The 19,121-nt window shown below is 62.7% G+C and carries 16 protein-coding genes; 10 read left to right on the forward strand and 6 right to left on the reverse strand.

What is annotated here, in order from left to right:
- Window positions 1-95: 95 nt before the first annotated feature.
- Window positions 96-593: a hypothetical protein gene (locus LDZ26_RS21690; protein ID WP_244850698.1), complete on the reverse strand. Its 498-nt coding sequence runs from the start codon at window positions 591-593 to the stop codon at window positions 96-98.
- Window positions 594-787: 194 nt separating this feature from the next.
- Here LDZ26_RS21690 and LDZ26_RS21695 point away from each other — a divergent pair, with 194 nt between their 5' ends.
- Both LDZ26_RS21695 and LDZ26_RS21700 read left to right on the forward strand, forming a co-directional pair.
- Entirely contained in the window at window positions 788-1,492 is a 705-nt protein-coding gene (locus LDZ26_RS21695; RefSeq protein ID WP_244850699.1) for a glutathione S-transferase N-terminal domain-containing protein, read from the forward strand.
- A 396-nt stretch (window positions 1,493-1,888) separates the two neighbouring features.
- On the forward strand, window positions 1,889-2,251 hold the full coding sequence (locus tag LDZ26_RS21700; protein WP_244850700.1) for a hypothetical protein: 363 nt from the start codon (window positions 1,889-1,891) through the stop codon (window positions 2,249-2,251).
- 78 nt (window positions 2,252-2,329) lie between these two features.
- On the opposite strand, the gene rpoD is transcribed toward LDZ26_RS21700, so the two are convergent.
- From rpoD to LDZ26_RS21725, 5 genes are all read right to left on the reverse strand, one after another.
- The gene (gene rpoD, locus LDZ26_RS21705; protein WP_244850701.1) at window positions 2,330-4,333 is read right to left on the reverse strand and encodes an RNA polymerase sigma factor RpoD; all 2,004 of its coding nucleotides are present in this window, start codon (window positions 4,331-4,333) and stop codon (window positions 2,330-2,332) included.
- Between the two features lie 188 nt (window positions 4,334-4,521).
- Complete coding sequence (locus LDZ26_RS21710; protein ID WP_244850702.1) at window positions 4,522-5,850, reverse strand: replication protein O; 1,329 nt, start codon at window positions 5,848-5,850, stop codon at window positions 4,522-4,524.
- 292 nt (window positions 5,851-6,142) lie between these two features.
- Window positions 6,143-7,114, reverse strand: a complete 972-nt coding sequence (locus tag LDZ26_RS21715) for a ParB/RepB/Spo0J family partition protein (protein ID WP_244850703.1) — start codon at window positions 7,112-7,114, stop codon at window positions 6,143-6,145.
- Window positions 7,115-8,293 (reverse strand): ParA family protein, encoded by a 1,179-nt coding sequence (locus tag LDZ26_RS21720; RefSeq protein WP_244850704.1) that lies wholly within the window; start codon window positions 8,291-8,293, stop codon window positions 7,115-7,117.
- Between the two features lie 172 nt (window positions 8,294-8,465).
- On the reverse strand, window positions 8,466-9,941 hold the full coding sequence (locus LDZ26_RS21725) for a phage integrase family protein (RefSeq protein WP_244850705.1): 1,476 nt from the start codon (window positions 9,939-9,941) through the stop codon (window positions 8,466-8,468).
- Between LDZ26_RS21725 and LDZ26_RS21730 the strand changes: the two genes are divergently transcribed.
- The 8 genes from LDZ26_RS21730 (at window position 9,921) to LDZ26_RS21765 (ending at window position 18,971) form a co-directional block, all read left to right on the forward strand.
- Complete coding sequence (locus LDZ26_RS21730) at window positions 9,921-10,316, forward strand: hypothetical protein (RefSeq protein WP_244850706.1); 396 nt, start codon at window positions 9,921-9,923, stop codon at window positions 10,314-10,316. The genes LDZ26_RS21725 and LDZ26_RS21730 overlap by 21 nt on opposite strands.
- Before the next feature lie 271 nt (window positions 10,317-10,587).
- Window positions 10,588-11,925 carry an Nramp family divalent metal transporter gene (locus tag LDZ26_RS21735; RefSeq protein WP_244850707.1) on the forward strand — a complete coding sequence of 446 codons (1,338 nt, stop codon included), beginning with the start codon at window positions 10,588-10,590 and terminating at the stop codon, window positions 11,923-11,925.
- Between the two features lie 24 nt (window positions 11,926-11,949).
- Window positions 11,950-13,104, forward strand: coding sequence for a dienelactone hydrolase family protein (locus LDZ26_RS21740; RefSeq protein WP_244850708.1), 1,155 nt, complete (start codon window positions 11,950-11,952; stop codon window positions 13,102-13,104).
- Window positions 13,105-13,137: 33 nt separating this feature from the next.
- Entirely contained in the window at window positions 13,138-15,474 is a 2,337-nt protein-coding gene (locus LDZ26_RS21745; RefSeq protein WP_244850709.1) for a cytochrome P450/oxidoreductase, read from the forward strand.
- Between the two features lie 645 nt (window positions 15,475-16,119).
- On the forward strand, window positions 16,120-17,301 hold the full coding sequence (locus tag LDZ26_RS21750) for an acetyl-CoA C-acetyltransferase (protein ID WP_244850710.1): 1,182 nt from the start codon (window positions 16,120-16,122) through the stop codon (window positions 17,299-17,301).
- A gap of 132 nt (window positions 17,302-17,433) precedes the next feature.
- Window positions 17,434-18,177: an acetoacetyl-CoA reductase gene (phbB, locus tag LDZ26_RS21755; RefSeq protein WP_244850711.1), complete on the forward strand. Its 744-nt coding sequence runs from the start codon at window positions 17,434-17,436 to the stop codon at window positions 18,175-18,177.
- Between the two features lie 123 nt (window positions 18,178-18,300).
- Window positions 18,301-18,519: a hypothetical protein gene (locus tag LDZ26_RS21760; RefSeq protein ID WP_244850712.1), complete on the forward strand. Its 219-nt coding sequence runs from the start codon at window positions 18,301-18,303 to the stop codon at window positions 18,517-18,519.
- Window positions 18,520-18,632: 113 nt separating this feature from the next.
- Window positions 18,633-18,971, forward strand: coding sequence for a hypothetical protein (locus tag LDZ26_RS21765; RefSeq protein WP_244850713.1), 339 nt, complete (start codon window positions 18,633-18,635; stop codon window positions 18,969-18,971).
- Window positions 18,972-19,121 lie beyond the last annotated feature (150 nt).

Raw genomic sequence — 19,121 nt, forward strand, 5'->3', positions numbered from 1 at the left:
TCCGGTTCCTTGTGTGGAAGTGTTGGGTGGCGCGCGACAGTGCGCGCGTCGTCGATCAGGGGAACATTATCGGCGATATGCCTTGCAACGCCGTTTCAATGACTGCTAGTCGTGTCGGTTGCGACCGTGCCGGCCGTGTTTCGCATCGGGCTGCCGTTGCAGAAGATGGCGGTCATGAGCATCGGCACGACTTCGTGCACCACGGCCGTGCTGCCTGCATCGCGCACGCGCGCCTCGACCGACTCCTTCGATCCGACCACGACGACGCCATACGCCGAATCGTTGATCGGCTCGCCCTTGCCCTGCTTGAAGAGCGCGTCGCCGTGTTCGTAGCCCAGCACCGCGTAGACGCGAAAGCCGTACGCGGTGAGGTCGCTGCCGTGCGTCGGCCGGAACGCGTTGACCGAATTGGCTTCGACGCGCATCGGGCTCGCGTCGATGTACTGCTCGTCGCGCAGCGGCGCGATGAATCGATGGGCGCTCGACTTGCAGTCGAGCTGTTGTTCGAGCGGGTAAGCCTGCGACACGCTGGGCAGCAATCCCCCAGCCACAGCGGCGAGCGCGGTAAGCGTTGCGAGAGGAACGGTTTTCATGGCGGCGGCAAGGCAGCGGTTGAGGAGTCTGGTCGTTGAAATCCCGGCTCTGGGCGCCGGTCTTTTGTCGGGAAGCGTGGCGGATGCCGCAATTTCCGAGCCAGCTTTCGGGAGCTGCGGCACGGTGAGCGTCGCGGCGGCATGGCGTGAGCGAACTCGCTATATTGAGCGATTCCCATCGAACAGGACCCGCCATGCCCGCGCTCTCCGACTTTCCGATCACCCGCAGATGGCCCGCGCAGCATCCCGACCGTATCCAGCTTTACTCGCTGCCGACGCCGAACGGCGTCAAAGTGTCGATCATGCTGGAAGAAACCGCCCTGCCCTACGAGCCGCATCTGGTGCGCTTCGATACGAACGATCAGATGTCTGCGGAATTCCTGTCGCTGAATCCGAACAACAAGATTCCCGCGATCATCGACCCGAACGGACCCGGCGGTGAGCCGCTCGCGTTGTTCGAGTCGGGCGCGATTCTGATCTATCTCGCCGACAAGTCCGGCCAGTTGCTGCCCGAAGACCGGGCGCGCCGTTATGAAGCGATTCAATGGCTCATGTTCCAGATGGGCGGCGTCGGTCCGATGTTCGGCCAGCTCGGTTTCTTCCACAAATTCGCGGGCAAGGACTACGAGGACAAGCGGCCGCGCGATCGCTACGTGGCGGAGAGCAAGCGTCTGCTCGGCGTGCTCGACGCGCGGCTCGCCGGCCGCGAGTGGATCATGGGCGACGACTACAGCGTCGCGGATATCGCGGTGTTTCCGTGGGTGCGTAATCTGGTCGGCTTCTACGAGGCGCGCGATCTCGTTCAGTTCGACGCGTACGCGCATGTGCACCGCGCGCTCGATGCCTTCCTCGCGCGGCCAGCAGTGCAACGCGGGCTCGACATTCCGAAGCGCGGTTGAGTCCTAGTAGCGACGATGCGCTGCGATCGTCGCGCGACGCATGATTGCGCGACGTCTGCGGAAACGCGTGGAGCGTCAAGAACTTAGCCGCTCGATGCTCAGGATATCCACATGGTTGACCACTGAAATTGTGGACAACGACATTGCGTCGTCGTGGGAACCGATCGAAAACACGAGAGCGAACGCGCTTTTTTGAACCGGCCCACAATAGGCGTTTCACGCGCGCATTTCGCACGACGGGCGAAACACGTTTCGCATCAACGCGTTGGCTCGGCGATGCTCAGGATATCCACACGCTTGTGCACGGAAACTGTGGACAACGCGGTGCTGCACGAAAGCTATCGATGAGCCCGGCGCGCCATATCTCGATGCGATGCTCTGTTGGATTGCGACGCCATGAACACTCTTCGCTTCTTCTGTCTTCGCAGGCGCTGCCCGCGAACGCTCGCAGTCGTTGCGCTCGTCGGTTTCGCGTGCGCCGGCGCGCACGCGCAGGCGGTCGGTCAATGCCCCGGCTATGTCGAGACGGATGGCGGCAGCGCATTCGACGTCGCCGCCATCGTGAAAGACAGCGGCTCACCGCAATCGGCGCTGGAACGCGTGCGCCGCGCGGTATCGAAAATAGATGCGGGCGGCGGATGTTCGATCTTCGCGAACGTTCACGCTTGCGAAGAGACGGTGACGCTCGCGCGTAAGGCGATCGTCGCGCTCCAGGCGTGCGCGGCGGCATCGGCACCGAAGGGCACCACGCGCGGCTGAGCGGCGCAGGCGAAAAAAAACGCGTGCCGTCCATTGGACGGCACGCGTTATGGACCTACTCGACTTGCTGGTTCTAGCTTAGCGATCCAGGAACGGACGCAGCTTGTCCGCGCGGCTCGGGTGCATGAGCTTGCGCATCGCCTTGCTTTCGATCTGGCGAATACGCTCGCGCGTCACATCGAACTGCTTGCCGAGTTCTTCGAGCGTGTAGTCCGACGCCGTGTCGATACCGAAGCGCATGCGCAGAACCTTCGCTTCGCGCGGCGACAGCGCGTTGAGCGCGTCGTCGATCGCGGCGCGCATGTTCGCGTGCACGGCGGCATCCGCCGGCGACGCGGCGCCCTGGTCTTCGATCATGTCGCCGAGCGTTGCATCGGCGTCCTCACCGACCGGCGTTTCCAGCGACACCGGCTGCTTCGCGATCTTGAGAATGCCGCGGATCTTCTCCTCGGGCATTTCCATGCGCTCGGCGAGCACCGACGGATGCGCTTCCTGACCGGTCTGCTGCAGAATCTCGCGCGAGATGCGGTTCAGCTTGTTGATCGTTTCGATCATGTGAACCGGCACGCGGATCGTGCGCGCCTGATCGGCGAGCGAGCGCGTCACGGCCTGACGAACCCACCACGTCGCATACGTCGAGAACTTCCAGCCACGGCGATATTCGAACTTGTCCACCGCCTTCATCAGACCGATGTTGCCTTCCTGGATCAGATCCAGGAACTGCATGCCGCGATTGACGTACTTCTTCGCGATCGAAATCACGAGACGCAGGTTCGCCTCGATCATCTCGCGCTTCGCCTGACGCATCTTCAGCTCGGCAGCCGTCATCTGACGGTTGATCTGCTTGAGTTGCTTGAGCGGCATCGCGACTGCGGCTTCGATGTCGATGAGCTTTTGCTGCTCTGCCTGAATGGCCGGCAAACTGCGTTCGAGCGATGCACCGTATTGCTTGGCGCTTGCGGCCGTGCGAGCCGTCCATTCGAGGTCGGTCTCATGGCCCGGGAACGACTCGACGAACTTCTCGCGCGGCATGCCGCAGCGATCCACGGCAATCTGCAGGATGCGACGTTCGATCTCGCGAACTTGCGCGACTTGCTGCTGAACGTTCGCGCACAGACGGTCGATGGTCTTAGCCGTGAAACGGATCGACCCCAGTTCGCGCTGAATTTCGGCGCGCGCACGTTCGACCGCCTTCGTTGCTGCGGCGCCCGAACCTTTCAGATGACTGGCTTGTTCGGCCAACTCGCGCACGCGAGCGAAAATTTCGAGACAGTCCGCTTTCAGTTGCTTCAAACGCGCTTCGTTCGATGCACCGGCGTCGCCACCTTCGATGTCGCCGTCGTCGTCTTCGTCGCTATCCGATTCTTCGGCGTCCGTATCGATGTCGGTCGATTCCGTCACTTCGGATGCCGAAATTTCTTCTTCCGCTGCGTCGTCTTCCTTGAGACCGTCGACGAGTTCGTCGATCTTGAGCTCGCCGGATTCGACTTGCGCGGCGTCCGCCAGAATGCTCGCCACCGTCGACGGGCACGCGGCAATTGCCTGGATCATCTCGTGCAAGCCGTCTTCGATGCGCTTCGCGATAGCGATTTCGCCAGCGCGCGTGAGCAGTTCGGTGGCGCCCATCTCGCGCATGTACATGCGAACAGGGTCAGTCGTGCGGCCGAATTCCGAATCGACGGTCGAAAGGGCGTTTTCGGCTTCCTCTTCCGATTGTTCATCGGTCACCACCGTCGGCGCGTTGTCGCTCAACAGAAGCGTTTCGGCGTCCGGCGCTTGCTCGTAGACGGCCACGCCCATGTCGTTGAACGTGCTGACGATGGTTTCCATCGCCGCCGTCTGCGCGAAGTTGTCGGGCAAGTGGTCGTTGATCTCGGCATGCGTGAGATAGCCGCGCTCCTTGCCCAGTTGAATCAACGCGCGCATTTGACGCTGGCGCTCTTCGTCCTGCTCCGCCGTCATCACGACATCGGGCTGCACGTTGCCGGTCTGGCCCTTTGCTTTGCCTGCGCGTCGGCCCGGCGATTTGCGCGCCGGCGCGACGATATCCAGCTCCGAATCTTCCCGATCAAAACTTGCCATACTTTCTCCTCGACAGGTTTGCTCGGCGATGACAGGTCCCCGGAAGCGAGCGTACGACCCGCATGGATATCGAATGAGTTTCGATCACGGACGGCTTGCTGAGAATCGCATCGAGCAAAGCGCGCAAACCGGCTAGTCGCGCAGCTTGCGTATTTCAATCGCCTCTAGAGGCGGAACCTTGGAGTATATCAGGATTTGTTGCGACGCAGCAGGTTTTTCAAAAGGTCTGTGCGTTGCGGCGAAACGTCAGACAGTGCGGGGCGCTTAGATGAGGGACCGCTCCCGCGCATGCGTCCGAACTTCTCGCTTGAAGACGATCTGAGGGCGATGCCGCCCGTTTTCAACTTGAGGAAGCGCTTGAGTTCGTTCATATGTGCCGTGCTCGGCAACGGTGGCTGCGCGAGTGCGGCGTCGCCCCGATCGGCCGCACTGCGACGCGATACAGCGGCCGCGACGTGCGCAGCGGTATCTGTAACGGGCACGATGCGGCCGGCATCTAGTGCGGCGACGAAGTCGCTGGCCCAGGCTCCTATGCGTACGCGAGGACGCGCTTCATCGCAGTGATGCGCGGTAAGTTCGGTTGCGTCGGCAGACACGAAATAACGCGTGAGCCCGTCGCTGCTTGCAAACGCTTTGCCTGCGATCGCCTTGGCGGCCTGGTGAACGTGCAGGTCGTTCAACTCGCGCGTTTCTTGTTCGGCGGATTCAGCGCGATGCATACGAACTCGATACGCGTAGTCGACGGGCTTTCGCAGCAGAGCGCGAAGATAGCTGACGGGGTGCTTGGCTCGCTTGAGATGGTCCCAGGTCGTTTCTACGACGTCGGAAAGACGCTTTCGGTGTTGGCGAGCTTCGCCCATGAGTTTAAAGATGAAGAATTCACGGAATCCCAGGAGGCGCAGGCGCGTGAGGTCGGCGGGGAGGCGTCCCGGTTGTCTCTTTTGATTAGTAGGGGATAGATCCTTATATATAGCACCGTCTGCCACCGTGACAGACGGTCCGGCCAATGAAACGTCGCTGGGGCTGCGTGCAGGCGACGGTCGCGTCTCGGGCGAGGAACTGGACGTGTCTTGTGGCTTCTCTGTCAGCCCGAGCAGGTCGGCGGCTTTGGCTGTTAAATGAAGATATGCGCGACCAAAAAGACCAGCGCTCCCGTACCTTGCTTGCGGGGGGCGGGTGATGAATCCGGCAGCTTCTAGATCGTCGAGGCTGCGATAGAAGGTCCGCATGGATTGCAGTGCTCGCCCTGTCAAAAGCTCGCGTCGGGCGAATATGGCTGCAAACGGGCGCGCAGCATCGACTGTCCGCGCCAGAGCGGCGAGGACCGCCCGCGCGCGAGCCGGTAGCGCGGATAAGTGATTCGCGCGATGTGCCGCACGAAAGATAACCCAGGGGAGGTTCGACCGATCACAAGCGTATTCGTCCAGCGCCTGTTGGTCTTCTGGTCCGCGGAGGATTTCATGGTGTTGCGGACGAGAACTACCCTCGCCAGCAACGGAAAGTTGCGCGATATGCATGTCAAGTGCGTCCATTTCGAGAAATGGAGGGCAAACGCTTGACTGCCGATCGCGATCCGCTAAACTTCGAGATGTGCACTCGTGACCCGATTGGCGTCGGGAAGCGAACCGGGCGAACAGCAGTTAAGCCCGAATTCAAAAGCCTTCGGTTGGCGCCGAAGGCTTTTGTCTTTTATAGGGTATTGGTTACATGGCTACCTCGGCCAACTGATGTGCTGGTATGGTCCGGAAGGATGTTAATGTTTGGCTGGCTAAACGCTAAGTCCTTGATTCTAAACGAGTACCTAGTAGGTTATTCGTCGTCGGCTGCTTCGCTTAGCGACTTGCTGATGAAATCCGCAATTCGCTGACCCCAATCGTCCGCCGCATTCGCGTCTTTTTCGAAGAACCGGACTCCTACCACTCCGTTTCGGCTGGTAACTTCACAAACTTTCCGCCGCCCGGCGCGAACAACTGTTGAGTTCGGCGGGGTTGCTTTCGGTTTCTCCGCGACCAGTGCAACTGCTTTGTCCTGCGTAAAGTTCTCGTCGTCGACAAGGCGCCGAACTGCTTCGACAACCTTCTCGAACTTTCCCGCTTCTGCCAGCGCGGCGAGCTTCTGAGCAGCATTGCTCCCGAGTCGTTCCGGCTTCGTCGCCAGAACTTCTTTCGCTGCGTCCGGTAACGCATCGAACGAGAAAATCCGGCTCACGTGACTCTTGCTCAATCCGGCGCTGTCGGCGATCTCCGTCCGCGAGAGTCCGCTCAACTCCTGAAGCCGCTTGAAGTTCCAGTACTTTTCGAAATCCGTGAGGGACGGAGACAGAAGGTTCGAGAAAAAAGCGGCAAACTCAATCTCGCCTTCGTCGATGGATGCCACGTTCGCGCGAATACTGCTGCGCCCGAGTTCCCTGTAAGCCGCGACCCGATTGTGCCCGGCGACGATTTCGTAACGCCCGTCTGCGATCGAACGGACGAGTATCGGAGTGGCCAACGCGTGCTGCGCGAGGTTACTCTTTAGCTCCTGGAATTGTTCGGCTGTGAGCTTACGGCGGCGCCCCGGCACTTCCACGAGCGCGTCGAGCGGCACTTCAAGCGCCGCCCGCTCTTCCAGTTGCGATTCCAGTTCCTTGATGCGTGCCTGTGCCGTGTTGATGCGATGCTGCGCATCCATCAATCTGCCGGGCGATGTACGTGGCTCGGTGTTCGCGGGCCGCTGCGCCGTCTCCGACGGCTTGCTCCCGACGTTCGCCGTCTTCGCGAGGAGCCTGTCGCCAATCCCCATTTATTCCTCCTTCTGGTTCCATGCGCGCACGAACTGCGCGTCGAGGTGTTCTGCAAGCCGGTCGAGCGGCTCCTTGAACCGGTTGTAAGCGGCCGTGCTTCCGTCAGGCTTCGACAAGTCGTAGACCGTCGAGAGTTGCGCGGACGCGCCTTTCGGTACCGTGGACTCCGGAATCTCGAACGGCAACACGCGATCGCCGTAAGCTTTCTGCAACCAGCCCCGAACAACGCGGGAAACGTCGTCGGACTTGGCCTTCGTCAGAATCACATTCACGAAATCGAACCGCTTCTGTTCGAGTACGCCCGGTAGCTTCTTGGCAATGTCCGCGAATAGATGCCAGAACTGCGTCGAACTCGCGAAGTCGAGCGCTTCGGGCGGGCAAGGGAGGAGAATGGCGTCGGACGCCAGCAGCGCGTTGATGGTCAGATAACTGAGCGCGGGCGGCGTATCGATGACGATCGCGTCGTACTCGTCTGTCAACGGCAGCAAGCCCTTGCGGACGATTTCCCAGAACTCGAACGTGCTGTCGTTGAGCACCTTCGCCGGTATCTCGAATTCGGCGTCGAAAAGCGACGAGGAGGCCGGGATGAGATCCAGGTTATGCCAGTAGGTCTCTTGGACGGCATAACGCAGCGTCTCCTGGTCGCCATAGATGAGCGGCAAGAGCGTCTGGTCGTCGGAGATCTCGGCGTCGGGCGCCCACCCGCACAGCTGCGTCGTGGTGCCTTGGGGATCACAGTCGATCACCAACACGCGTCGGCCGAGCAGCGTTAGCGCCTGCGCAGCCGAAACGGCAGTCGTGGTTTTCGCGACGCCGCCCTTGAAGTTCGCCACCGTCACAATGCGTCCGCGCTTGCCCTCGGGGCGCCTGACGCGTTCCTTCGTCGCGCGAACCCACGTGAGGGTTTCTTCCAACGTGAACTCTTTGCTCCGTCCCGCGCCCTTCGACGTTCCCGCCGGCAGCTCACCCTTGGTCGTCAGATACTGAAACCGTTGCTTGTCGATCCCGCACAGTGACGCGACCTGCGCGCTCGTGAACGTCGGCGCGCTCTTCCGAGGGTATGGCTCGAGCATCGCGTCGCGGATCTGATTGAGGATGTCAGTGGCTTGGGCGGCCACCCCCAGCAGCGTTTCGATGGAAACGGATTGATCGACTTCGGGAAGCCGGGCGCTTAACATGGAGTTCGCAGTCACTGGCGGGCCTGGGTAAGCAAATAATTCTTCGGTTTGTGGAAAACATACTGCAAACCGAAGAATAAACGCCCAACCGGTAAACCTCAAGTAAACTCTGAAGTCGTTTCCAGGTCCTCGCAGGCATTTTTACAACGTCCCGAAGCACCCGTAGACAGCCTTAAGCGGATTCTGACGACGATCCGAGCGCCAAAGTCTCTCTGAGAAGCCGCTCGACGCCAAGTAAACGCCGCGAACCGTCGCCCTGCAAGTAGAGCGATGTGGTCGTGAGGCTCGCATGCCCGAGGCCCTTGCCGAACTGGACAATGTCCGCGCCCTGCGCCAGCGCATGCGCGGAATGCGTGTGCCGAAGCCAGTGCGTACTCGCGAGCGCGAGCCGACGCCCTGACCCGGGAGCTTCCTTTTCCGCCGCAGCGGCGGCGCTCGCGAAGATCGCCTTAAACAGCTTGCCGATGCCGTCGGGCGTGATCGACCCGCCGCTGCGCGCCTGGGAGAGCAGCGGGGTGCCTTCCGGGCAATCCAGCGCGCCGGGAAGTCCGCGCATGGCGAGGTTTTCTTGCAGCGCCTCGATCACGATCGGCGGCAGAAGTACCGAGCGGCTCCTCCTTCCCCGCGATGCCGGGCCAACGCTCAACCGCCAAACCTGCGCATCGACGCCCGCAAGACGCCCGACTGACAGCATGTCGGTCGTCGCGCTCGCCAATTCGCCGCGGCGCAATCCTGTGGCATACGCGAGCAGCAGCGCGAGGCGGTCGCGGTGTTCCGTGAAGGTATACTGAGGCCGGTTCACGGCGTCGAAAACGTACTTCCACTGCTCGAAGTCGAGCGAGCGCGTCTCTGCATCGAAAACGGGCGGCGTCGCCGCACGGTACAACCCGCTAAATGGATTCGTCGCCAGGTAACCGACTTCGACCAGCCATTGGCACATGGCGTTGAGTATCGCGCGCGCCGTCTCACGGCTTCGATCGGACAACGGCCCGGCAAACGGCCGCCAGCCGGCGAGGCAACGTTCGACGCGCTCTCTCCCCACCCAACGCGCGGCGGGCGGGTTGACGAGAAAGGTATGAACATAATCGCCGCAATCCAGTGAAGTCAGTGACGACAGCGGCTTGTTCTTCTCGACCAATGCCCACAGCAGCAGCCGCTCCGCCTCGCGTCGGTATGCCCGGCGTGTATGCTCGCTTGCCGAACGCGCGTCGAGCCAGGCGGTAATCGCCTCGATATCCGTGCGGAGGGGGCAACTCGCGCCAGTAGCCCGGTTCGTCCCATTGGAGCCGTCGAGCGGAGCGGGGACGCGAACTGCTTCGAGCGGCGCGACGGCGACCGCATCACCATCGGCAGCGGGGCGCGCGGGCGCATCCGCTGTCCACTGCCGACGAGGCACCAGCGCCACTTGCGAGAGCCTGTGCCCGAGCGCATCCGCGTGCAGCTGCAGCCAGTCGACGATCCGCTGCGCGCCTTTGGGACCGAGTCGCGGCACCGCCGTGTACCACCGATGTCGCCGGCCTTCGACCAGCGCGATCAGATCCGAGATCGTCTCGATTCCGGCCGCCGCGAGCCGCGCCGCGACTGCCGGCTCGAACCATCCATCGACCGGATGCTCTGGCTTCGGATCGTGGACGAGCGTCGCTTCCATTCGCGCGAGCGCGTCCGCCTGACGCCGACGCAGGCGCATGTTTCGCGCGGTCCGCCGGTCCACCGCGGGCGACGCGTCCGCGGGATACGCCTCGCGGTACAACGCGAGCAACTCGGCTTCACCGAATACACCATCCGGGTCGACGCGCTCGCGGAATGCCTCGAGCGAAGGCGCGCTCGCGGCGAGTTCGGCGGGCGTCGACGGAATGCTCCCCGGACGCAACCGAAGAAGATGCGCGGCCTCGATATCTTGCGCGCGGCGCGCGAGCACGGACAGCGTGTCGCGCAGGGCAGCGATGAGCCGGCGAGTGCTGCGCACGTCGCTGCCCGAGTCGCCATACGATGCGTGAAGCTGCGCTTCGGACACGCCGTCTAAATAGCCGCGATACAGGGCGAAATGCTGGCGCGTGAGTCGTTGCGACGCCGGGCCGTCGTGCAGCGCGACTTGAGAACGAGAAATTTTGTCTTTAATATCAGCCATTTGCGGCGAGGTTATCAACTCCGTGTGAAATTGACAACCCAAATCGCTACATCTGATAAGTAGGATTATCAGCAGCCGACGTCGACGACCCGCCCGGAGCTTGTATCTTTAATCTGCCCGGCGCATATTCGTTCACTGACAAGCGCCTTGCTGGAGGCACGTGCCGATGCGCGACCCTCGCCCCGCGTACAAAGATGCTCGACAGGACGATTTGCGCCCGAGTTTGCCGGAGGTCTACGCGTCGGTGCGAGTGCCCACCGGCGGCAGCTGGTTTCGGCGGCTCCTCGCGTTCGCCGGCCCCGGCTACATGATCTCCGTCGGCTACATGGACCCCGGCAATTGGGCGACGGATATCGCCGGCGGATCGCGCTTCGGCTACACCTTGCTCGCGGTCATCCTGTTGTCGAACTTGATGGCGATTCTGCTGCAGGCACTGGCCGTCCGGCTCGGTGTCGCGACGGGGCGCGATCTCGCGCAGGCCTGTCGCGATCATTACTCCCGGCCCGTCAATCTGGCGCTGTGGTTCGCGTGCGAAATGGCGATCATCGCGTGCGATCTCGCCGAGGTCATCGGCACCGCCATCGCGCTGAAGCTGTTGTTCGACATTCCGCTCGTGCTCGGCGCGCTGATCACGGCACTCGACGCCTTTCTTCTACTGCTCCTCGTCAACCGAGGATTCCGATTCCTCGAAGCATTCGTCATCGCGCTGCTGGTCGTCATCGCGGTCTGCTTTGCGCTGCAGATCGCCGCGGCGGCGCCGCCGCTCGCGCAGGTGCTGCGCGGCTTCGTTCCGTCGCCGCAAATCGTGGCGAACCGCGAGATGCTGTACCTCGCGATCGGCATTCTCGGCGCGACGGTCATGCCGCACAACCTGTATCTGCATTCGTCGGTCGTGCAGACGCGCGCCTATGGCGCTTCGGTGGATGCGCGCCGCGACGCGATCCGCTGGGCGACGATCGACAGCACCCTCGCGCTGACGCTCGCGCTGTTCATCAACGCCGCGATCCTCGTTGTCGCAGCGGCCGTCTTCCATGGCAGCGGTCACGATCAGGTGGCGGAAATCGCCGATGCGTTCCATCTCCTGTCGCCGCTGCTCGGTCTCGGTATCGCGTCGACCCTGTTCGCGGTCGCGCTGCTCGCCTCCGGTCTGAATTCGACGGTGACGGCTACGCTCGCCGGTCAGATCGTGATGGAAGGCTTCCTCCGGCTGCGCCTGCCGAACTGGGCGCGCCGCCTCCTGACGCGATCGATCGCCATCACGCCCGTGATCGCCGTCACCGCGATCTATGGCGAAAGAGCTACCGGCCAACTCCTCGTCTTGAGCCAGGTAGTCCTCTCGATGCAACTGCCGTTCGCCGTCGTGCCGCTCGTGCGCTTCGTCTCGGACCGCCAGAAGATGGGCGTCTTCGTGATCGGCCGATGGCTGGCGGCGCTCGCGTGGCTGGTCGCGGGCGTGATTGTCGTGTTGAATGTGAAGCTGCTTGCCGATACGCTGCTTTCCTGACCGACAATTCCGGAGACGCCTGACATGGCTGGGACTTTTACCGACATCGCCATCCACGAAGGCGGCCCGATGCGCGCGTACGTGACACGCCCGGCGCAAGGCTCGGGACCGGGACTGCTGCTCTTGCACGACGCCGCGGGCCTGGACAACTTCACGCAATCGACCGCCGAGCGTTTCGCCGAAGAGGGCTATGTCGTGCTGGCGCCGGAGTTGGCGGGGCGCGAGCATCGGGGCGGTGGCGTGTCGATGGAAAACCTGGCGGCGGTCATCGAGGCCCTGCGCGCGCTGCCGGAACATGCGGGCAAAGTCGGCGCGGTCGGCTTCGGCGCGGGCGGGCGGCTTGCCGTGCAGGCGGCGGCGAACGCGGACATCGACTGCGCGGTGGCCTACTATCCCGACGACCTCGCCGCCTGCCTCGACGACCTGCGCACCATCCGCTGCCCGATGGTCTTCCATTTCGCGGAAACGCAAGCGAGCGACGCCTTCGCCAGCAAGCCCCAGATACAGCGCTATATATATAGCGGCTGCGCGCCCGGTTTCGCCGCGCCCGCCACGTCCACCGACTCGCCGTACGACAAACCCGCCGCGCTGATGGCCTACTCGCGCACGCTCGGCTTGCTGCGCGAGGTGCTCGGTCCGGTCTACGACCTCGACCGCCTGTGGGAACAGCACTGCTATTTCGAATTCGCGACACGCGATGTCGACGCCGTCATGCCGACCATGGTCGCCGAGCCGTACGTCAACCATGTTCCGACGATGACGGGCGGCGTCGGATACGACGAGCTGAAACGCTTCTACCGATACCACTTCGTCCACTCGAACCCGGACGACACGAAGCTGATTCCGGTCTCGCGCACGATCGGCGCGGACCGGATCGTCGACGAATTCGTGTTCTGCGCGACGCATGATCGCGAAATCGACTGGCTGCTGCCGGGCCTCGCTCCCACGGGCCGCTATTTCGAAGTGCCGATGCTCGCGGTGGTCCGTTTTCGCGGCGACAAGCTCTATAACGAACACATCTATTGGGATCAGGCGTCGGTGCTGGTGCAGATCGGCGTGCTCGATCCAACCGGCTTGCCTGTCGCCGGTCGCGAAACGGCGCGCAAGATGATCGACGAGACGCGGCCCAGCAATACGCTGATGCGCAACTGGGCATCGAGCGAAGGAAAGCCGGTCTGACACCTATATAAATAAGACAAGGAGACGAACCTGATGACCGACGCAAACACCGCGACTTCCGAGACGACACCCGCGACGCAATGCCCCTTCCACTCGACCGCGCCGAACGGCTGCCCGGTGAGCGCGCGCGCCGCGGACTTCGATCCGTTCAGCGACGGCTATCAGCAAGACCCGCCCGAGTACGTGCGCTGGGCGCGCGAACAGGAGCCGGTGTTCTACAGCCCGAAGCTCGGCTACTGGGTCGTCACGCGCTACGACGACATCAAGGCGATCTTTCGCGACAACCTCACGTTCAGCCCGTCGATCGCGCTGGAGAAGATCACGCCGACCGGGCCGGAAGCGAACGCGGTGCTCGCGTCGTACGGCTTCGCGCTCAACCGCACGCTCGTCAACGAGGACGAACCTGCGCACATGCCACGCCGTCGCGCGCTGATGGATCCGTTCACGCCCGAGGCGCTCGCGCATCACGAGCCGATGGTCCGCGCGCTCACGCGCGAGTATCTCGATCGCTTCATCGACGATGGCCGCGCCGATCTCGTCGATCAGATGTTGTGGGAAGTGCCGCTGACCGTCGCGCTGCATTTTCTCGGCGTGCCCGAGGAGGACATGGACACGCTGCGCGAATATTCGATCGCGCATACGGTGAATACGTGGGGCCGGCCGAAGCCGGAGGAGCAGGTCGCGGTCGCGCATGCGGTCGGCAAGTTCTGGCAGTACGCGGGCAAGGTGCTCGACAAGATGCGCGAGGACCCGTCCGGCCCCGGCTGGATGCAGTACGGCATCCGCAAGCAGCAGACACTGCCCGACGTTGTTACGGACTCCTATCTGCATTCGATGATGATGGCGGGCATCGTCGCGGCGCACGAGACCACGGCCAACGCGGCGGCCAACGCGATCAAGCTGTTGCTGCAACACGGCCAGGCGTGGCGCGACATCTGCGAAGACCCGAGCCTGATTCCGAACGCGGTCGAAGAGTGCCTGCGGCACAACGGATCGGTCGCGGCGTGGCGGCGGCTCGCGACGCGCGACGTGAAGATCGGCGGAATCGACATTCCGGCGGGCGCGAAGCTGTTGATCGTGACGTCATCCGCCAACCATGACTCGCATCAGTTCGCGGACGCCGACCTCTTCGACATCCGCCGCGAAAATGCCAGCGATCAGCTGACGTTCGGCTACGGCGCGCATCAGTGCATGGGCAAGAATCTCGCGCGTATGGAGATGCAGATTTTCCTCGACGAACTCACGCGCCGCCTGCCGCACATGCGGCTCGCCGAGCAGCGCTTCACGTACGTGCCGAACACGTCGTTTCGCGGGCCCGAGCATCTCCACGTCGAATGGGACCCCGCGCTGAATCCCGAGCGCACGAATCCGTCGGTGCGCGAGCCGCGCGCGACGGTGCGCATCGGCGAGCCGTCGTCGCATGCTGTGAGCCGCGCGGTGATCGTCGAATCGGTGTCGATGTGCGCGGATCGCATCGCGCGTGTTCGCCTCGTCGCGGCCGATGGCCGCGCGCTGCCGCGCTGGGCGCCGGGCTCGCATATCGACGTCATCTGCGGCGACAGCGGCATCTCACGGCAGTATTCGCTCTGCGGCGATCCGGCCGATTCGGCCGCCTACGAGATCGCCGTGTTGCGCGAGACCGCGAGCCGCGGCGGCTCGGCATGGGTACACGACACCGTGAAGCCTGGCGCGCACTGGCGCATTCGCGGACCCCGCAATCACTTCCGGCTCGATCCCGCTGCGCGCAGGGTCGTGCTGATTGCCGGAGGCATCGGCAGCACGCCGATCAGCGCGATGGCGCGCCACGCGCGCGAGCAGGGCATCGAATACCAGATTCACTATAGCGGTCGCAGCCGCGCGTCGATGGCGTTCATCGACGACCTGAGCGCGCTGCATGGCGAACGGCTGCGCCTGTACGTATCGGAGGAGGGCGCGCGCAACGACTTTTCGGCGCTGCGCATCGAGGAGGACACGCAAGTCTATGCGTGCGGCCCGGCACGCATGATGGAAGCGCTGTCGGCCGCAAGCGCCCGGTGGCCCGAAGGCGCGCTGAAGATGGAGCATTTCGAATCCACGCTGGGCGCGCTGGACCCGTCCACGGAGCACGCATTCGAAGTCGAACTGCGGGATTCCGGTCTGACGTTGACCGTTCCGCCCGATCAGACGCTTCTGACCACACTCAGGCGCGCGAACATCGATATTCAAAGCGATTGCGAAGAAGGACTATGCGGATCGTGCGAGATTCGCGTGCTGGACGGTGAAGTCGATCATCGCGATGTTGTATTGACCAAAGAAGAGCGATTAACGAATACCAGAATGATGGCGTGTTGTTCACGAGCCAAAGGTATCAGACTGGTCTTGGCGATTTAACCTGCAGGGACAACTTGCCGCAATACATTCGCGTGTCATGAACGTGTTAGACCTTGCTGAGTCGACGCGGACAAAATCGGCTAATACTAAGTAGATAATGAATAGCTGGCATTGAATTGGTTCGGTGCTTCGGGGAAACGGCAGGCGCTTCGCGCGCCGCCGCCGACGGCTTCCCGCAGCCGACGGCGAAAACTTTCAAAAAGCATTCGTCAGACTATCCACGCAATTTCCCTTGCTAAACAGCAGCTGTATTGCACGTCCGTTCGACGTTTTCCCAATGTCGGCGTATCTTTCATGCGGCAGTTCTTACTGAGACTAGGGTTATTACCTAGGAATATGCAAACTTTTGTCGATTGTTTCCGTTTAGAATGACTTCTGATTGGTGCGGCGCACAAGCGTACCCACTGACTTACTTCCCCGGACCAGATGCCACTCACGCGTGCAACACCGCATGCGGTGAATCTGCGCTTGCGCATTATTCGCGCTTGAATGCAACCGGGAGAAGGCCGTTGTCGACCTGAGAGTCTAATTAAAAGCCCATGTAAATGGGCAGCGTCGTTTGCATCGAAAGCGCGTGATTGAGTGCGCGAACGAAGCGCATGAAAACCGTGATTCACGAGTTCTGCTGTTCAACGAGGATTGAAGATGAATGACGTAGTGATCGTATCGGCCGCGCGCACCGCGGTCGGCAAATTCGGCGGCTCGCTTGCGAAGATCGCAGCGCCGGAACTCGGCGCGACCGTGATTCGCGCGGTGCTCGAACGCGCGGGTCTGAAGCCCGAGCAAATCAGCGAAGTCATTCTAGGTCAGGTGCTGACCGCGGGCTCGGGCCAGAACCCGGCGCGTCAGTCGGTCATCAAGGCCGGCTTGCCCGAGATGGTCCCCGGCATGACGATCAACAAGGTCTGCGGCTCGGGGCTGAAGGCAGTGATGCTCGCGGCCAACGCGATCATCGCGGGCGATTCGGAGATCATCGTCGCGGGCGGCCAGGAGAACATGAGCGCGGCGCCGCACGTGCTGCCGGGCTCGCGCGACGGCTTCCGCATGGGCGACGCGAAGCTGATCGACTCGATGATCGTCGATGGTCTCTGGGACGTTTATAACAACTACCACATGGGCACCACCGCCGAGAACGTCGCGAAGGAATACGGCATCACGCGCGAAGCGCAGGACGCGTTCGCAGCCTTGTCGCAGAACAAGGCGGAAGCCGCGCAGAAGGCCGGCCGCTTCAACGACGAAATCGTGCCGGTGTCGATCCCGCAGCGCAAAGGCGAGCCGATCCAGTTCGCCACGGACGAGTTCGTGCGCCACGGGGTCACCGCCGAAGCGCTCGCGGGCCTGAAGCCCGCGTTCTCGAAGGAAGGCACGGTGACGGCGGCGAACGCATCGGGCATCAACGACGGCGCGGCGGCTGTCGTCGTGATGTCGGCAAAGAAGGCCGAAGCGCTCGGCCTCACGCCGCTCGCGCGCATCAAGGCATACGCGAGCGCGGGCGTCGATCCGAAGGTGATGGGCATGGGCCCCGTGCCGGCATCGAAGCGCTGTCTGGAACGCGCGGGCTGGAGCATCGACGATCTCGACCTGATGGAGATCAACGAAGCGTTCGCCGCGCAGGCGCTCGCGGTGCACAAGCAGATGGGCTGGGATCAGGAAAAGATCAACGTGAACGGCGGGGCGATTGCGATCGGGCATCCGATCGGCGCATCGGGCTGCCGCATTCTGGTCACGCTGCTGCACGAGATGCAGAAGCGCGATGCGAAGAAGGGCCTCGCCTCGCTGTGCATCGGCGGCGGCATGGGCGTCGCGCTGGCGGTCGAGCGGCTGTAACGTACATCGCCCCAGAGCTGGCATCGGCGGGCATCGACGGGCAACACATCCCGGCTTCGCGCATCACACCTACACTACAAGCGCGCCGCCGGGAGGCATTCGAGCACCATAGAACCTGAGAGGACTATTAGCATGACTAAGCGTATTGCAGTGGTAACGGGCGGCATGGGCGGCCTCGGTGAAGCTATCAGCATCAAGCTGAACGACGCGGGCTATGCCGTCGTCGTCACGCATTCGCCGGGCAACACGATCGTCTCCGACTGGCTCGCCAGCATGGACCGGCAGGGGCGCAACTTCCGCGCGTACCCCGTCGACGTCGCCGACTACGAAGCAAGCCAGCACTGCATCGCGAAGATTCAGCGCGAAGTCGGACCGATCAGCATTCTCGTGAACAACGCGGGCATCACGCAGGACACCACGTTCAAGAAGATGACGAAGGTGAACTGGGACGCCGTCCTGCGCACGAACCTGGATTCCGTGTTCAACATGACGAAGCCCGTCTGCGAGGATATGGTCACGCGCGGCTGGGGCCGCATCATCAATATCTCGTCGGTGAATGGCTCGAAAGGGCAGATCGGGCAGACCAACTACGCGGCGGCGAAAGCGGGCATGCACGGTTTCACCAAGTCGCTCGCGCTGGAAGTGGCGAAGAAGGGCGTGACCGTCAACACCATCTCGCCGGGCTATCTCGCGACCAAAATGGTGACGGCCGTTCCGCAGGACATTCTGGAGTCCAAAATTCTTCCGCAGATTCCGGCGGGCCGTCTCGGCAAGCCCGAAGAGGTCGCGGCGCTCGTGGCGTTTCTCTGTTCGGACGATGCGGGCTTCGTGACTGGCGCGAACATCGCGATCAACGGCGGCCAGCACATGCATTGATCGCCTTCGCGCGACAACGCACTGCAGTCATCCTCTACGGCAACGCGAAGCAGGCGCTTCGCGTGCGCCTCGCTTCTTCAAACCGAACGCCGGGCGTCCACGACGCGCGGCCGCATCTCGCCAATGGAAGACTTACGCCAGGGCCCACGTCCCTACAACGTGAATCATCTCGACGCGGCTATCGCGCATCTCGAACAGGTGCTGAATCTGGACGGCGCGAATTCGCTTTTCTCGAAGACCTATTGGCGCTCGCGCGTGGACCAGGCGCTGTCGACGCCGGGTCTCGCGCCGTGCCAGCACGCGCGGCTGCAACGGCTGCTGGATCGCATCGGCGAGTCTTGAGCGATTGAGAAGGGCGGCTAGTGCGCCGCCTCATCGTCGAATTGTCTGATCCGTGAAGGATTCGGCGTACGGCGTTACCATGCGTGCCTCATCGAGATCACGACACGACGCGTATGCCTCATTCATCTCACCATTCATTCGCTAAGCGTGCCGCTGCCGCGCTCAGCGCAGGCTTGCTGCTCGCGCTCGCCGCGTGCGGCACGACTACGGCAGTCACCGCCGGCCCGCAGCCCAACGTCTTCACCGTCACGGGCAAGGCCACCGGCACGCGCATGTCCTGGGTCACGGCGCGTAACCGAGCGATGGACGCCGCCGACGACTATTGCAAGCAGCGTTCACAGCGCCCGCTCGTCAGATCGGAATCGACGAGCGGCGTGCGATCGCTGGAAGAACAGACTTCCACGGTAACGTTCACCTGCGTCGCGCAGCCGACGCAAGCGGCGAGCGACTAAACGCGCACGGGCTTCGCCGGGACAGGCACCACGCTATTCGAGTCGAGCCGGCGCTGTATCGCACGACCGGCTTGTCGATCAATGAGGTAATACGTAGAACTAATTAAGGCACGTCGTCCGAGACAGCCGCAGAGTCAAAAAACAGCGCGC

Source organism: Caballeronia sp. SL2Y3 (assembly GCF_022879575.1).
GTDB lineage: Bacteria > Pseudomonadota > Gammaproteobacteria > Burkholderiales > Burkholderiaceae > Caballeronia.

What these genes read in the sequence shown, in the direction of transcription:
- LDZ26_RS21690 (WP_244850698.1), bottom strand. Translation starts at nt 593, where the DNA reads ATGAAAACCGTTCCTCTCGCAACGCTTACCGCGCTCGCCGCTGTGGCT.
- LDZ26_RS21695 (WP_244850699.1), top strand. Translation starts at nt 788, where the DNA reads ATGCCCGCGCTCTCCGACTTTCCGATCACCCGCAGATGGCCCGCGCAG.
- LDZ26_RS21700 (WP_244850700.1), top strand. Translation starts at nt 1,889, where the DNA reads ATGAACACTCTTCGCTTCTTCTGTCTTCGCAGGCGCTGCCCGCGAACG.
- rpoD (WP_244850701.1), bottom strand. Translation starts at nt 4,333, where the DNA reads ATGGCAAGTTTTGATCGGGAAGATTCGGAGCTGGATATCGTCGCGCCG.
- LDZ26_RS21710 (WP_244850702.1), bottom strand. Translation starts at nt 5,850, where the DNA reads ATGCATATCGCGCAACTTTCCGTTGCTGGCGAGGGTAGTTCTCGTCCG.
- LDZ26_RS21715 (WP_244850703.1), bottom strand. Translation starts at nt 7,114, where the DNA reads ATGGGGATTGGCGACAGGCTCCTCGCGAAGACGGCGAACGTCGGGAGC.
- LDZ26_RS21720 (WP_244850704.1), bottom strand. Translation starts at nt 8,293, where the DNA reads ATGTTAAGCGCCCGGCTTCCCGAAGTCGATCAATCCGTTTCCATCGAA.
- LDZ26_RS21725 (WP_244850705.1), bottom strand. Translation starts at nt 9,941, where the DNA reads ATGGAAGCGACGCTCGTCCACGATCCGAAGCCAGAGCATCCGGTCGAT.
- LDZ26_RS21735 (WP_244850707.1), top strand. Translation starts at nt 10,588, where the DNA reads ATGCGCGACCCTCGCCCCGCGTACAAAGATGCTCGACAGGACGATTTG.
- LDZ26_RS21740 (WP_244850708.1), top strand. Translation starts at nt 11,950, where the DNA reads ATGGCTGGGACTTTTACCGACATCGCCATCCACGAAGGCGGCCCGATG.
- LDZ26_RS21745 (WP_244850709.1), top strand. Translation starts at nt 13,138, where the DNA reads ATGACCGACGCAAACACCGCGACTTCCGAGACGACACCCGCGACGCAA.
- LDZ26_RS21750 (WP_244850710.1), top strand. Translation starts at nt 16,120, where the DNA reads ATGAATGACGTAGTGATCGTATCGGCCGCGCGCACCGCGGTCGGCAAA.
- phbB (WP_244850711.1), top strand. Translation starts at nt 17,434, where the DNA reads ATGACTAAGCGTATTGCAGTGGTAACGGGCGGCATGGGCGGCCTCGGT.
- LDZ26_RS21760 (WP_244850712.1), top strand. Translation starts at nt 18,301, where the DNA reads ATGGAAGACTTACGCCAGGGCCCACGTCCCTACAACGTGAATCATCTC.
- LDZ26_RS21765 (WP_244850713.1), top strand. Translation starts at nt 18,633, where the DNA reads ATGCCTCATTCATCTCACCATTCATTCGCTAAGCGTGCCGCTGCCGCG.